This is a genomic window from Microbacterium sp. Bi128, from assembly GCF_918698205.1.
On sequence record NZ_CAKKMM010000099.1, the window covers coordinates 1 to 11,999 of the forward strand.

14 protein-coding genes are annotated in these 11,999 nt (G+C 69.3%); 8 read left to right on the plus strand and 6 right to left on the minus strand.

From position 1 onward, the window contains the following. On the plus strand, positions 1–468 hold a 468-nt coding region (locus LQV45_RS09725; protein WP_230006834.1), incomplete at its 5' end, for an LON peptidase substrate-binding domain-containing protein. A gap of 110 nt (positions 469–578) precedes the next feature. Here the strand turns inward: LQV45_RS09725 and LQV45_RS09730 are convergent. Together LQV45_RS09730 and LQV45_RS09735 are read right to left on the minus strand one after the other, a co-directional pair. Next, positions 579–1,244, minus strand: coding sequence for an SDR family oxidoreductase (locus LQV45_RS09730; RefSeq protein WP_230006835.1), 666 nt, complete (start codon positions 1,242–1,244; stop codon positions 579–581). Between the two features lie 140 nt (positions 1,245–1,384). Beyond that, the gene (locus LQV45_RS09735; protein ID WP_230006836.1) at positions 1,385–1,783 is read right to left on the minus strand and encodes a YchJ family protein; all 399 of its coding nucleotides are present in this window, start codon (positions 1,781–1,783) and stop codon (positions 1,385–1,387) included. 83 nt (positions 1,784–1,866) lie between these two features. Between LQV45_RS09735 and LQV45_RS09740 the strand changes: the two genes are divergently transcribed. After that, positions 1,867–2,784, plus strand: coding sequence for a 5'-3' exonuclease (locus LQV45_RS09740; protein WP_230006837.1), 918 nt, complete (start codon positions 1,867–1,869; stop codon positions 2,782–2,784). Positions 2,785–2,793: 9 nt separating this feature from the next. On the opposite strand, the gene LQV45_RS09745 is transcribed toward LQV45_RS09740, so the two are convergent. Together LQV45_RS09745 and trpD are read right to left on the minus strand one after the other, a co-directional pair. Beyond that, entirely contained in the window at positions 2,794–3,786 is a 993-nt protein-coding gene (locus LQV45_RS09745) for a PHP domain-containing protein (RefSeq protein ID WP_230006845.1), read from the minus strand. Between the two features lie 2 nt (positions 3,787–3,788). Next, the gene (trpD, locus tag LQV45_RS09750) at positions 3,789–4,850 is read right to left on the minus strand and encodes an anthranilate phosphoribosyltransferase (RefSeq protein ID WP_230006838.1); all 1,062 of its coding nucleotides are present in this window, start codon (positions 4,848–4,850) and stop codon (positions 3,789–3,791) included. 169 nt (positions 4,851–5,019) lie between these two features. Between trpD and LQV45_RS09755 the strand changes: the two genes are divergently transcribed. The 6 genes from LQV45_RS09755 (at position 5,020) to LQV45_RS09780 (ending at position 10,983) form a co-directional block, all read left to right on the plus strand. Next, complete coding sequence (locus LQV45_RS09755; protein WP_138172520.1) at positions 5,020–5,655, plus strand: heme-copper oxidase subunit III; 636 nt, start codon at positions 5,020–5,022, stop codon at positions 5,653–5,655. Between the two features lie 16 nt (positions 5,656–5,671). Next, a complete protein-coding gene (locus LQV45_RS09760) occupies positions 5,672–6,481 on the plus strand; it encodes a c-type cytochrome (RefSeq protein WP_230006839.1) in 810 nt (269 codons plus the stop codon). Between the two features lie 38 nt (positions 6,482–6,519). Further along, entirely contained in the window at positions 6,520–7,578 is a 1,059-nt protein-coding gene (locus LQV45_RS09765) for a ubiquinol-cytochrome c reductase iron-sulfur subunit (protein ID WP_138172522.1), read from the plus strand. Then, entirely contained in the window at positions 7,575–9,413 is a 1,839-nt protein-coding gene (locus LQV45_RS09770; protein ID WP_230006840.1) for a cytochrome bc complex cytochrome b subunit, read from the plus strand. Before LQV45_RS09765 ends, LQV45_RS09770 begins: the two co-directional genes overlap by 4 nt. A 177-nt stretch (positions 9,414–9,590) precedes the next feature. Beyond that, the gene (locus LQV45_RS09775) at positions 9,591–9,998 is read left to right on the plus strand and encodes a rhodanese-like domain-containing protein (RefSeq protein ID WP_230006841.1); all 408 of its coding nucleotides are present in this window, start codon (positions 9,591–9,593) and stop codon (positions 9,996–9,998) included. Positions 9,999–10,038: 40 nt separating this feature from the next. Further along, entirely contained in the window at positions 10,039–10,983 is a 945-nt protein-coding gene (locus LQV45_RS09780; RefSeq protein ID WP_230006842.1) for an alpha/beta fold hydrolase, read from the plus strand. Positions 10,984–11,020: 37 nt separating this feature from the next. Here LQV45_RS09780 and LQV45_RS09785 read toward each other — a convergent pair whose 3' ends face one another. Together LQV45_RS09785 and LQV45_RS09790 are read right to left on the minus strand one after the other, a co-directional pair. Next, a complete protein-coding gene (locus LQV45_RS09785; protein WP_230006843.1) occupies positions 11,021–11,809 on the minus strand; it encodes a PP2C family serine/threonine-protein phosphatase in 789 nt (262 codons plus the stop codon). Positions 11,810–11,813: 4 nt separating this feature from the next. Next, positions 11,814–11,999, minus strand: a 186-nt coding sequence (locus LQV45_RS09790; RefSeq protein ID WP_230006844.1) for a cytochrome c oxidase subunit 4, incomplete at its 5' end; no start/stop codon positions are given.

An 11,999-nucleotide genomic window follows, 5' to 3' on the forward strand; every position in this document is an offset into this window, starting at 1 on the left:
ACCATGGCGCGTCTGAGTCACGTCGTCCCCCAGGCGGGACAGATGTCGATCGTCGCGCGCGGGGAGCAGCGCTTCGAGATCGTGCGGTGGCTCGACGACGCACCGTATCCCCGCGCCGAGGTCCGCGCGCTGCCCGATCTGGAGTGGAGCGACGCCCTCGCGCCCCTGCTCGACGAGGCGGAGCGCATCGTTCGCCGGGTGCTCGGGCGGGCACGGGAGTTCGGCGCGACGCGCTGGGATCCCGACGTGGAACTCTCCGAGGAACCGCTCGAACGCGCGTGGCAGATCGCCGCGATCGCGCCGCTCGGCGAACTGGATCAGATGGAGCTGCTGCGCTCCCCCACGATGGGCGGGTTGCTGCGCGCCACCGTCGACCTCACCCTCGCGGCCGAGCCGCTCCTGGGCGACCCCGTCCCCGACGGCGTGATCGTCGTCATGGACGAAGACGACGACGAGGACGAGGACTGACCGCGGTCAGTTCAGCGCGCGCACCGACGACGGGATGACGCCGTCGCCGTAGAGGTCGATCGGGAGGTCCTGCAGGGCGGTGAGGGCTTCGGCCTTCTGCGACAGCGCGCTCACGCGTCCGCTCCTTCGGGCGCGGCGGCCAGCGCTTCGGGGATCAGCGTCTCTCCCGCGCCGAACCGGATGAAGCGGCCGATGGTCGCGGGCTGGACGAGGCTCCCGGCCACCGCGGCGGCGACGTCGGCACGCCCGACTTCTGCCTTGGCCTGCGGTGCGGTCGTGATGCGCCCCGTCGGCGGGTCGAGCGTGAGGGTGCCGGGACCGAGGATCGTCCAGTCCAGGTCGCTGGCGCGCAGGTGGTCGTCGGCGGCAAGCTTCGCGTCGGCGTAAGCGAAGAACGGGTCGTCCTTCGGGATGCCGTGATCCGGCGTCGAGCCGATCCACGACACCATCACGAAGCGGCGCACGCCGGCCTTCGCAGCGGCGTCGACGGCGCGCTGCGCGGCGTCACGGTCGACGGCGTACGTCCGATCCGCCGAGCCCCCGCCCGCTCCCGCCGACCACACGACCGCGTCGGCGCCGTCGAAAGTCGCGGCCATCTCGTCGACGCCGGCCTTCTCGACGTCGAGCACGAGCGGACGACCGCCCGCCTGCTCCACGTCCGCGCGGTGGTCGGGGTTGCGCACCACCGAGACCGCCTCGTCGCCGCGTTCGGCGAGCAGGCCCGCCAGGTGCAGCGCAACCTTCCCGTGGCCTCCGATGATCACGATGCGTTCCATGTCCTGCCCTCCGGCTCTCTCGGTCGACGTCTTCGGATCATGCGGCCGGCCCGGTATCGCCGGGCCGCCCGTGTCCTCCCGTCGGGGATCCGTCGCGAGCCTACGCGCGGCCGCCGACACGCCCCGCGGGGTTGACGGGGTCAGTCCACGTCGCCGTCGACGTACACCCAGCGGCCCCCGCGTCGCACGAATCTGCTGTGCTCGGCGAGCACTCCGCGTTCGGCACCGCGACGCCAGAACGCCCGGAACGTCACCGTCGCGGCGTCCCCGTCCTCGGTCGCGTCCTCGACGACCAGCCCCTCCCAGACGGTGCCGTCATCGAGGTCGATGTCGTCCGGACGGGTCGAGGGATGCCACGTCCGTGCGAGGTGCGCGGCGTCGCCTACGACGAAAGCGGTGTAGCGCGAGCGCATCAACCGTTCGGCCGACGGCGCCGGCGCACCGTCCAGAAGCGGGCCGCAGCACTCGCGCAACTCCGCGCGTCCGCACGGGCACGGCGCGGACGCGGACGGACGGAGGGAGGAGGCGCCGAAGGACACCCCGACACTCTAGGTTCTTCGCCGCCCGCCGTCCTCGTACGATGGGCGGAGGCGGCCCCGCTCCGTCGCCGGAAAGGCCCGGCATGTCCGACCGACTCATGCTTTTGGACACCGCGTCCCTGTACTTCCGTGCGTTCTACGGCGTGCCGGACAAGGTCCGCGCGCCCGACGGCACCTCGGTGAACGCCGCGCGTGGGCTGCTCGACATCATCGCCAAGCTGGTCTCGACGTACGAGCCGACGCGACTCGTCGCCTGCTGGGACGACGACTGGCGTCCGAAGTGGCGCGTGGAACTGATCCCGACGTACAAGGCGCACCGCGTGGTCGAGACCGTCGCCGGGGCTCCCGACGTCGAAGAGGTGCCGGCGGCGCTGACGGCGCAGATCCCGCTCATCCGCGAGACCCTCGATGCGCTCGGGATCGCCGTGGTCGGCGCCCCCGACCACGAGGCCGACGACGTCATCGGCACGCTCGCCACCCACGCCGACCTGCCGGTCGACATCGTCACGGGCGACCGCGACCTCTTCCAGCTCGTCGACGACGATCGCGACATCCGCGTGGTCTATACCGCTCGAGGAATGAGCAACCTCGAGATCATCGACGACGCCGCCGTGCGAGCCCGATACGGCATCGGCGCGGGGCAGTACGCCGACTTCGCCGCGTTGCGCGGCGACCCCTCCGACGGCCTGCCCGGCGTCGCGGGGATCGGCGAGAAGTCCGCGGCCGCGCTCCTGGGTGCGCACGGCGACCTCGACGGCATCCGGTCCGCGGCGGAAGCCGGTGCCGCGGGCACTCCCGCGCAGCGGTCCAAGATCCTCGCCGCCACCGACTACCTCGACGTCGCGCCGACCGTGGTGCGCGTCGCCCGCGACCTCGACCTCGGAACCGTCGACGACCGCATCCTGGTTGACGACTCCCGCGCGGCCGCGGCGGCCGACCTCGCCGAACGATGGAACCTCGGCGGCTCGATGACCCGCGCCGTCACCGCCCTGCGCGGCTGAACGCCCCCGTCAGCGGTCGCGCGCGAGCCACTCCCGGAGGCGCGGGAGCGACCACGTCGTGATGATGCGCTCGGCGGGCACTCCCGCCGCCTCGGCCCGCGCAGCCCCGTGATCCAGCAGCGACAGCTGACCCGGAGCGTGGGCGTCGGAGTCGATCGAGAACAGACATCCCTCGGCCAACGCGAGCGCCAACAGGTCGTCCGGCGGATCCTGACGCTCGGGCCGCGAGTTGATCTCGACCGCGACACCGGCCGCGGCGCACGCCGCGAACACCGCCCGCGCATCGAACTCCGACGGCGGGCGCGTCCCCCGCGCCCCTTCGACCAACCGCCCGGTCACGTGCCCCAGGACGTCCACACGCGGATCGCGGGCCGCGGTCACGAGACGCCGGGTCATCGCCGGACTCTCCATCCGCAGCTTCGAATGAACGGATGCCACGACCACGTCGAGCTCGCGCAGCAACGCGTCCTCCTGGTCGAGGCCGCCATCGTCGAGGATGTCGACCTCGATCCCGGTCAGGAGCGTGAAGTCGTCGTCGGTGTAGCCGTGGACGACGTCGATCTGTGCCCGCAAGCGCTCCGGCGACAGCCCGTTGGCGACGGTGAGCCGCGGCGAGTGGTCGGTGAGCGCGAGGTACTCGTGGCCGAGGCCGCGCGCCGCCGCCACCATCGGTTCGATGGGAGTCAGCCCGTCCGACCAGTCGCTGTGACTGTGCAGGTCGCCGCGCAGCGCCGCACGAAGCGCGCCCCCGCCGGCCGCGCCCGCCGCGGCACGCAACGCGGCCAGCCGTTCGGGCACGCCGCCTTCCAGCGCCTCACGGATCACCGCGTACGTCGAGTCGCCGATACCCGGACGGCGCCGCAGCCCCGGGTCGCGCAGCTCGGCGTCGCTCAGCCCGTGAATGGCGTCCGCGGCCGTCCGGAACGCCTTCGACTTGTAGCGCGACGACCTCTCCCGCTCGAGCAGATACGCGATCTCCGTGAGCGCGTCGAGCGGGTCCACGGTCAGTCCGCCAGCTCCCGGCTCGTGGCGACCCACTGGTCGAGCTTCGCCAGCGCGCGCCCGTCGTCCACCGCCGCCTCGGCGTCGGACATCGCCTCGGCGAGCCGCTCGAGAATGGGACGCTGCACCTGCGCGGCATCCTGGAACAAGCGGTACGACACGATCCCGGCGGCCGCGTTCAAGAGCACGATGTCGCGCACCGCACCGGTCTCGCCGGCCAGCGTCCGCCGCACCACCTCGGCGTTGTGATCGGGAGTCCCGCCCAGCAGGTCGTCGATGTCGGCGAGCGGGATGCCGAGATCCCGGGGATCCAGATCGTGCTCGTGCACATCGCCGCGGCTGATCTCCCAGACGCGGCTATGACCGGTCGTGGTCAGCTCATCGAGCCCGTCGTCCCCGCGGAAGACCAGGGCTGTGGCGCCGCGTGTCCGGAACACGCCCGTGATGAGCGGGACCCGGTCCAGGTGCGCGACGCCCACCGCATTGGCCTCGGCTCGCGCGGGGTTGCACAGCGGACCGAGGAAGTTGAACACGGTCGGTACGCCCAATTCCGCGCGGGTCGGCCCCGCGTGACGGAATCCCGGGTGAAACGCGGCCGCGAAGGCGAAGGTGATCCCGGTGCGTTCGAGCGTCTCGGCGACGGCGGCCGGGTCCAGCGTGAGAGCAATCCCGAGGGACGACAGCACGTCCGACGACCCCGATGCCGAGCTCGCGGCGCGATTGCCGTGCTTGACCACCGGAATCCCGGATGCCGCTGCCACCACCGCCGCCATCGTCGACACGTTCACCGTGCCGTAGCGGTCTCCGCCGGTGCCGACGATGTCGAGCACCTCGGCGCGCACCGGAAGCGGCACAGCGGCTTCGAGGATCGCGTCACGGAAGCCGACGATCTCTTCGACGGTCTCTCCCTTGGCGCGGAGCGCGACGAGGAATCCGGCCAGCTGGGAGGGCGTCGCCTCTCCCGCCATGACGCGCCGCATGGCCCACGTCGACTCCGACACGCTGAGGTCGCGGCCCTGCAGGAGCGAGGTGAGGAGATCGGGCCAGGTGAAGCGTTCCGCCATGCCATGATCCTTCCACACGCGTACGCTCGCGCCGCCCCGCGGGCGGCCGCCCGGGAACCCGTTCCGCACCGGGGATTCCTTGCGGATTCTTAGGCTTCCCTAAGTCTCGACGATGGAATATCTCCAGCTGGAGGTGGGAATATCGCCCTCTCGGATCGCGCATAATGGGATGGTGACGACACCAGCGACGTATTCCCAGGCCGTGCGCGCCGTGAAGCGACCCGATCCGGTCGCTGTCGGCACGATCGTGTGGCTGGGCAGCGAAGTCATGTTCTTCGCCGGCCTGTTCGCGATCTACTTCACTCTGCGCAGCACGTCCGCGCCGCTGTGGGCCGAAGAGACGCAGCTGCTCAACGTGCCCTTCGCGACCGTCAACACGATCATCCTCGTGCTGTCCTCGGTCACGTGCCAGATGGGCGTCTTCGCCGCCGAGCGCTACCAGCCCTACACGGTCAAGAAGAACAGCTTCTGGCAGCGCTGGGGAATGGTCGAGTGGTTCTACCTCACCTTCATCCTCGGCGCGGTCTTCGTGTCCGGTCAGGTGTGGGAGTACGCGACCCTGGTGGCCGAGGGCATGCCGATCAGCGCGAACCCCTACGCCTCGGCCTTCTACCTGACCACTGGATTCCACGCCCTGCACGTGACGGGTGGCCTCATCGCCTTCCTGCTCGTCATCGGCCGCGCGTACGCCGTGAAGAACTTCGGTCGCAAAGAGATGACCACCTCGATCGTCGTGTCCTACTACTGGCACTTCGTCGACGTCGTCTGGATCGCGCTGTTCTTCGTCATCTACTTCCTGAAGTAAGAGAGCTGCACCTCACATGGCACGAGAGAAGAAGCCGCGTCGCTCGAACGGACGCCGCAGTCCCCTGGCCGCCGCCGCACTGATCGGCATCGGCCTGCTCCTCACCGGCGGCATCTATGCCGGTGCGTCGGCCGCCATGGCCGCGACCGACACGCCCACGAGTGCGTCCAACTCCGCCAGCTCGGTCGAAGAGGGCAAGAAGCTCTTCCAGGCCAACTGCGCCACGTGCCACGGTCTCGACCTCCAGGGCAGCGAGCAGGGCCCGTCGCTCTTCGGTGTCGGCGAGCTCTCGGTGCACTTCCAGGTCTCGACCGGACGCATGCCGCTGCAGGCCCAGGGCCCGCAGGCCCCGCAGAAGCCGGTGCAGTTCACGGACGAGCAGATCAACGCGATCGCCGCCTACGTGCAGTCGTCGGCCCCCGGGCCGGACTACCCGTCGGCCGAGATCCTCGACGGACAGGGCGACCTCTCGCACGGTGCCGAGCTGTTCCGCATCAACTGCGCGATGTGCCACAACGTGGCCGGCGCCGGCGGTGCACTCACCGAGGGCAAGTGGGCCCCCGACCTGCACACGGTCACGCCGCTCAACATGTACGCGGCGATGGTCACCGGCCCCCAGAACATGCCGGTGTTCAACGACCTCAACCTCACCCCCGAAGACAAGCGCGACGTCATCTCGTACCTGATGTTCCTTCAGAAGTCCGAGTCCCCCGGCGGCTACGCGCTCGGATCGCTCGGTCCGGTCTCGGAGGGCCTGTTCATCTGGATCTTCGGCATCGGAGCGCTCATCGCGCTCACCGTGTGGATCACGGCGAAGTCCAACTGATCGTCGTCATCGACATTACGTAACGTACGAGGAGCACCATGGCACACGAGGAAGACGCACTCGAGCACGAGAGGGCTTCATGGAAGCCCGGCTCCGGGCTCGCCGTCGCGGTTCCCGACCCCGTGCAGAACCCCGGTCTCCCGGGGCACCGCCAGCGCATGACGGACCAGGACCCGCAGGCGATGAAGCGTGCGGTCCGCACGGTCTACACGCTGTTCTACTTCTCGGTCGCGGCGAGCATCTGGGCGAGCATCGCCTACATGATCTTCCCGATCGAATCGGGCGCGCTGATCGACATCCGCTACAACAACCTCTTCATCGGTCTGGGTATCGCCTTCGCGCTGCTCGCGATCGGAATCGGCGCCATCCACTGGTCCAAGTCCGTGATGTCCGACAAGGAGTACATCGAGGACCGTCACGCCACCCGTGGGCGCGACGTCACCCGTGAGGGTGCGATCAACGTGTTCGCCGAGGCGAACGAGGAATCCGGCTTCGGTCGTCGCGAGATCATCCGCAACTCGATGTTCGCCGCGCTGGTGGCCTCGGTCATCCCCGGCATCACCCTGTTCCGCGGCCTCGCGCCCCAGGACCAGGACCCGGTCGCGCTCCTCAGCCACACCATGTGGGAGGGCGGTATGCGCCTCGCGCACGACCCCTCGGGTCGTCCGATCCGCGCCGCCGACGTCACGCTCGGCTCGGCCTTCCACGTGATCCCCGAAGAGCTCGCCGGCCTCGGCCACGACGAGGGGTATCTGGAGGAGAAGGCGAAGGCGATCGTGCTGCTCATGCGCCTGCAGCCGGAGCAGCTGAACCCCGAGACCAACCGCATGGACTGGACGTACGACGGCATCGTCGCGTACTCCAAGGTCTGCACGCACGTCGGCTGCCCCGTCGCCCTGTACGAGCAGCAGACCCACCACCTCCTGTGCCCCTGCCACCAGTCGCAGTTCGACGTCGCCAACGGAGCGGCCGTCATCTTCGGCCCGGCCGCCCGTCCCCTGCCGCAGCTCCCGATCACCGTCGACGCCGAGGGCTACCTCGTCGCGCAGAGTGACTTCGAAGAGCCCGTCGGCCCCAGCTTCTGGGAGCGCTCATGAGCACCGCCACCCATCCCACGGAGAACGTGACCACCGAGCCGGCGGTCTACTCGGGTCCTCCCCAGACCGGTCGCGACAGCAGCAAGCCCCTCGGTGGCAAGTTCGTCGGAGCCGCGGCGAACTACCTCGACGAGCGCACGAGCATCTCGGGCATCGTCAAGGAGCTCGGTCGCAAGATCTTCCCCGACCACTGGTCGTTCATGCTCGGCGAGATCGCGCTGTGGAGCTTCGTCGTCGTGCTCCTCTCGGGCACGTTCCTGACCTTCTTCTTCCAGGCCTCGATGGTCGAGACGCACTACAACGGCGCCTACGAGCCCATGCGCGGAATCGCGATGTCGGCGGCCATGGAGTCCGCCCTGCACATCTCGTTCGACCTGCGCGGTGGCCTGCTGGTCCGCCAGATCCACCACTGGGCCGCGCTGGTCTTCGTCGCCGGTATCGGCGTGCACATGCTCCGCGTGTTCTTCACGGGTGCGTTCCGCAAGCCGCGTGAGCTGAACTGGGTCGTCGGCTTCATCCTCTTCATCCTCGCGATGGCCGAGGGCTTCACCGGCTACTCCCTCCCCGACGACCTGCTCTCGGGCAACGGCCTGCGCATCATCGACGGCATGATCAAGGGTCTGCCGATCATCGGCACCTGGACCTCGTTCCTGCTGTTCGGCGGCGAGTTCCCGGGTACGGCGATCGTCGGCCGCCTGTACACGCTGCACATCCTGTTGCTGCCGGCGATCCTCGTCGCGCTCCTGGCCGTGCACCTCATGCTGATGATCATCAACAAGCACACGCAGTTCGCCGGGCCCGCCCGCACGAACAGCAACGTCGTGGGCTACCCGATGCTCCCGGTCTACGCCTCTAAGATGGGTGGCTTCTTCTTCATCACGTTCGGTGTGATCGTCCTGATCGCCGCTCTCGTGACGATCAACCCCATCTGGAACTACGGTCCGTACGACCCGTCGCCCGTGTCCGCCGGTACCCAGCCCGACTGGTACATCGGATTCGCGGACGGCATGCTGCGCCTGATCCCGCCGCACCTCGAGTTCGTGCTCTGGGGCCACACCTGGTCGTGGAACATCATCATCCCGGTCGCCGTCCTGGGTCTGTTCATCGTCGTCGTGCTGATCTACCCCTTCATCGAGGCGTGGATCACCGGTGACAAGCGCGAGCACCACATCGCCCAGCGTCCCCGCAACGCCGCGACCCGCACCGCCATCGGCGCCGCCGGTGTCACGTTCTACGCGGTCATGTGGGCAGCGGCCTCGTCCGACATCATGGCGACGCACTTCCACCTCACGATGGAAGGCGTCATCCACGCCCTGCAGGCCCTGCTGATCCTCGGCCCGATCGTTGCCTACTTCGTCACGAAGCGCATCTGCATCGCGCTGCAGAAGAAGGATCGCGAGATCGCGCTGCACGGCTACGAGTCCGGTCGGATCGTCCGTCTCCCCGGCGGCGAGTACATCGAGGTCCACCAGCCCGTCGACGAGTACGAGCGGTGGAAGCTGGTCGACAACGAGACCTACGAGCCGCTCGTCGTCCGTCCGAACGACAAGGGTCAGATCCCCTGGCACCAGAACTTCCGCGCCTCGATCTCGCGGTGGTTCTTCGAGGACCGGCTGACTCCGGTCACTCAGGCCGAGATCGACGCTGCGGTCGCCCACCAGCACCACGAGCTCGACCACATCGACCACGAGGAGACCGACGAGATCGCCGGCGCCAACGCCCGTGCCGATGCCGAGGGTCGCCCCCACATGGCGATCGGCGAGCGGACCGAGGTCGAGTTCCCCGCCCCCAAGGGTCTCGGCGGCAAGAAGGACTCTGAAGACAAGGGCGAGTGAGCCAAGACGAAACCCCGGTGCTGCGGCACCGGGGTTTCGTCGTTCCCGGCACGACGTCGGCGCACTCGGGCCCGGACGTCCCCCTCCCCCGCGCTCGGCTCGAAATGGCAGGATGCCGTCTCTCCGTGGCATCCCGCTCGCTCTCTTCCGTGGAACGGAGCGCGCTAGCGTCGTCACATGACCGACGCCGCGCTGTACTTCTCGACCCGCCTCGCGCACGAGACCGATCCGTCTGACGTATACGCCGCACAGACGGCTCAGGATCGGTTCGTGCTCGTCGATGTGCGTGGCCAGGATGCCTGGGACCAGGGGCGCATCACGGGCGCCGTGCACATGCCCTATCGGCAGATCGCGGAACGCGCGCCGACGGAGATCCCTCACGACATGCCCGTGGTCGTCTATTGCTGGAGCCCGGGGTGCAACGCCGGCCAGAAGGGCGCTCTCGCCTTCGCCCAGTTGGGCTACGACGTCCGGGAGATGATCGGCGGGTACGAGTACTGGGTGCGCGAAGGCCAACCCTCCGAGAACGACGAAGGACCGTGCGAGCGCGTCTTCGATCCGACGGTCATGGTCGTGCGCCGCTGACCCGACGCGGGGCGGGATGCCGCTGGCCTAGGATTCTGACATGCTTCACCCTCCCGTCGCGCCGTTCGCCACGGGATTCCTCGATCGGCCGGACGGCGCTCGCCTGTTCTGGGAGACGTCCGGCAATCCCCACGGCCGACCCGCTCTGTACGTGCACGGGGGTCCGGGCGGCGGTCTGGGCAGGGGCGGGTACAGACGGCGTTTCGACCCCGAGCTGTACTTCCTCGTGGGTCTCGACCAGCGCGGGTGCGGGAAGAGCACCCCGTGGGCGTGCGACGACCTCGCGACCCTCGAGACGCAGACCATGGACGACCTGATTGCGGACCTCGAGGCGCTGCGCGGCCACCTCGACATCGAGCAGTGGCTGCTGCACGGAGTCTCGTGGGGGGCGACCCTCGCACTGGCCTATGCACTCGAGCACCCCGATCGCGTCACCGCCATCGTGAACTTCGCCGTCACCAGCGGGAGCCGCGCCGAGATCGACTGGATCACCGACGGGATCGCCCCGGTATTCCCCGAAGCGCACGAACGTCTCCGCGAGCCGCTGGACCCCGACGAACGCACGGTCGACGGCTATGCGCGACTCCTGCGCTCCCCCGACCACGCCGTACGTCAGGATGCCGCGGAGCGGTGGGATGCCTGGGAGGCCACGCACATCTCACTGGGGCCGCTGGCCAGTCCGGGCCCGCTGCACGAAGACGCCCGGGAGCAGCGGAATTTCGCCACCCTGGTGACGCACTATTGGGCACACGACTGCTTCCTGCCCACGGAGAAGGCCGTCCTCGCCCGGGCCACGGAGCTCAGCGGCATCCCCGGCGTCCTGATCCATGCTCGGCGTGACATCAGCGTCCCGGCACTCACCGCTTGGCAGCTGCAGCGGGCCTGGCCCGGCAGCGTACTGCACATCGTCGAAGAAGACGGCCACGGGGGGCCGCGCAGCGGGGAGATCGCCGCGGAGGCCATCGACGCGTTCGGACGGACATGACCCGCCCGGGGGCCGCCTCCCGGCCGCCCTGTCGACATCACGCCGTTTCGACGTCCTCGGTGAACCAGCGAGCCGCCGAGCCCAAGAAGACCGGGTCGGAGGGCACCGCGTCGTCATCGACCACGTCGCACACGACCACCGTCACGTTGTCGCGGGTGCCCGCCTCGAGGGCGAGAGCCACCGTCGATGCCGCCGCGGAGTGCGGGCCGTCCGCCGCGGCGATGAGCCGAGCGACATCCGCCTCCGGGACGTAGTCGGTGAGCCCGTCGCTGCACAGCAGCCAGCGATCGCCCGGCTGCGGTGCGTGGGTGGCGACCGAGACCACGTCCCCCTCCGACCCGGCGAGGGATGCCGTGATGATGTTCCGACGCGGGTGCGCGGCCGCAGCCTCGGGCGAGATGATGCCGTGGTCGACGAGTGCCTGGACGAACGAGTCGTCGCGCGTCTGTCGCGAGAACTCGCCGTCACGCAGAAGATAAGCGCGGGAGTCGCCCGTGTGAGCCAACAGGAGTTCCGCACCGGCGCCGAGGAACACACCCGTGAAGGTCGTGGCCATCCCCTGCAGGGCCGGGTCGCGCTCGACGTGCGCACGGATGTCCCAATTGGCCTCACGGATGCGGACGAGCAAGCCGTCGGCATCCAGATCCGATCCCCGCGTGGCGACCAGACGATGCACGAGCGCTGCCGACGCAAGATCGCCGGAGGGGCCACCGCCGACGCCGTCCGCGACCGCCGCACCCCAGGACGCCGCGAAAGCGGCGTCCTGGTTGGTGGGACGATGCGCGCCAGCGTCGGAGACGGCGGCCGCGTTCAACCGAAGGGGCACGGGATCAGCGCGCGAAGTACCCGCGGTAGTACTCGTAGACCCAGCCGACGATCGCGATCACGAAGATAACGAAGGCGACGGGCACGAGCCAGCTTCCGACCGCCAGGCCGATCACCGCGATGGCCGCCGAACCGGCGAGGATGATGGGCCACCACGACCACGGGCTGAACTCACCCATCTCGGGGTCGCC

What these genes read in the sequence shown, in the direction of transcription:
- LQV45_RS09765 (WP_138172522.1), top strand. Translation starts at nt 6,520, where the DNA reads ATGGCACACGAGGAAGACGCACTCGAGCACGAGAGGGCTTCATGGAAG.
- LQV45_RS09755 (WP_138172520.1), top strand. Translation starts at nt 5,020, where the DNA reads ATGGTGACGACACCAGCGACGTATTCCCAGGCCGTGCGCGCCGTGAAG.
- LQV45_RS09730 (WP_230006835.1), bottom strand. Translation starts at nt 1,244, where the DNA reads ATGGAACGCATCGTGATCATCGGAGGCCACGGGAAGGTTGCGCTGCAC.
- LQV45_RS09780 (WP_230006842.1), top strand. Translation starts at nt 10,039, where the DNA reads ATGCTTCACCCTCCCGTCGCGCCGTTCGCCACGGGATTCCTCGATCGG.
- LQV45_RS09760 (WP_230006839.1), top strand. Translation starts at nt 5,672, where the DNA reads ATGGCACGAGAGAAGAAGCCGCGTCGCTCGAACGGACGCCGCAGTCCC.
- trpD (WP_230006838.1), bottom strand. Translation starts at nt 4,850, where the DNA reads ATGGCGGAACGCTTCACCTGGCCCGATCTCCTCACCTCGCTCCTGCAG.
- LQV45_RS09775 (WP_230006841.1), top strand. Translation starts at nt 9,591, where the DNA reads ATGACCGACGCCGCGCTGTACTTCTCGACCCGCCTCGCGCACGAGACC.
- LQV45_RS09770 (WP_230006840.1), top strand. Translation starts at nt 7,575, where the DNA reads ATGAGCACCGCCACCCATCCCACGGAGAACGTGACCACCGAGCCGGCG.
- LQV45_RS09740 (WP_230006837.1), top strand. Translation starts at nt 1,867, where the DNA reads ATGTCCGACCGACTCATGCTTTTGGACACCGCGTCCCTGTACTTCCGT.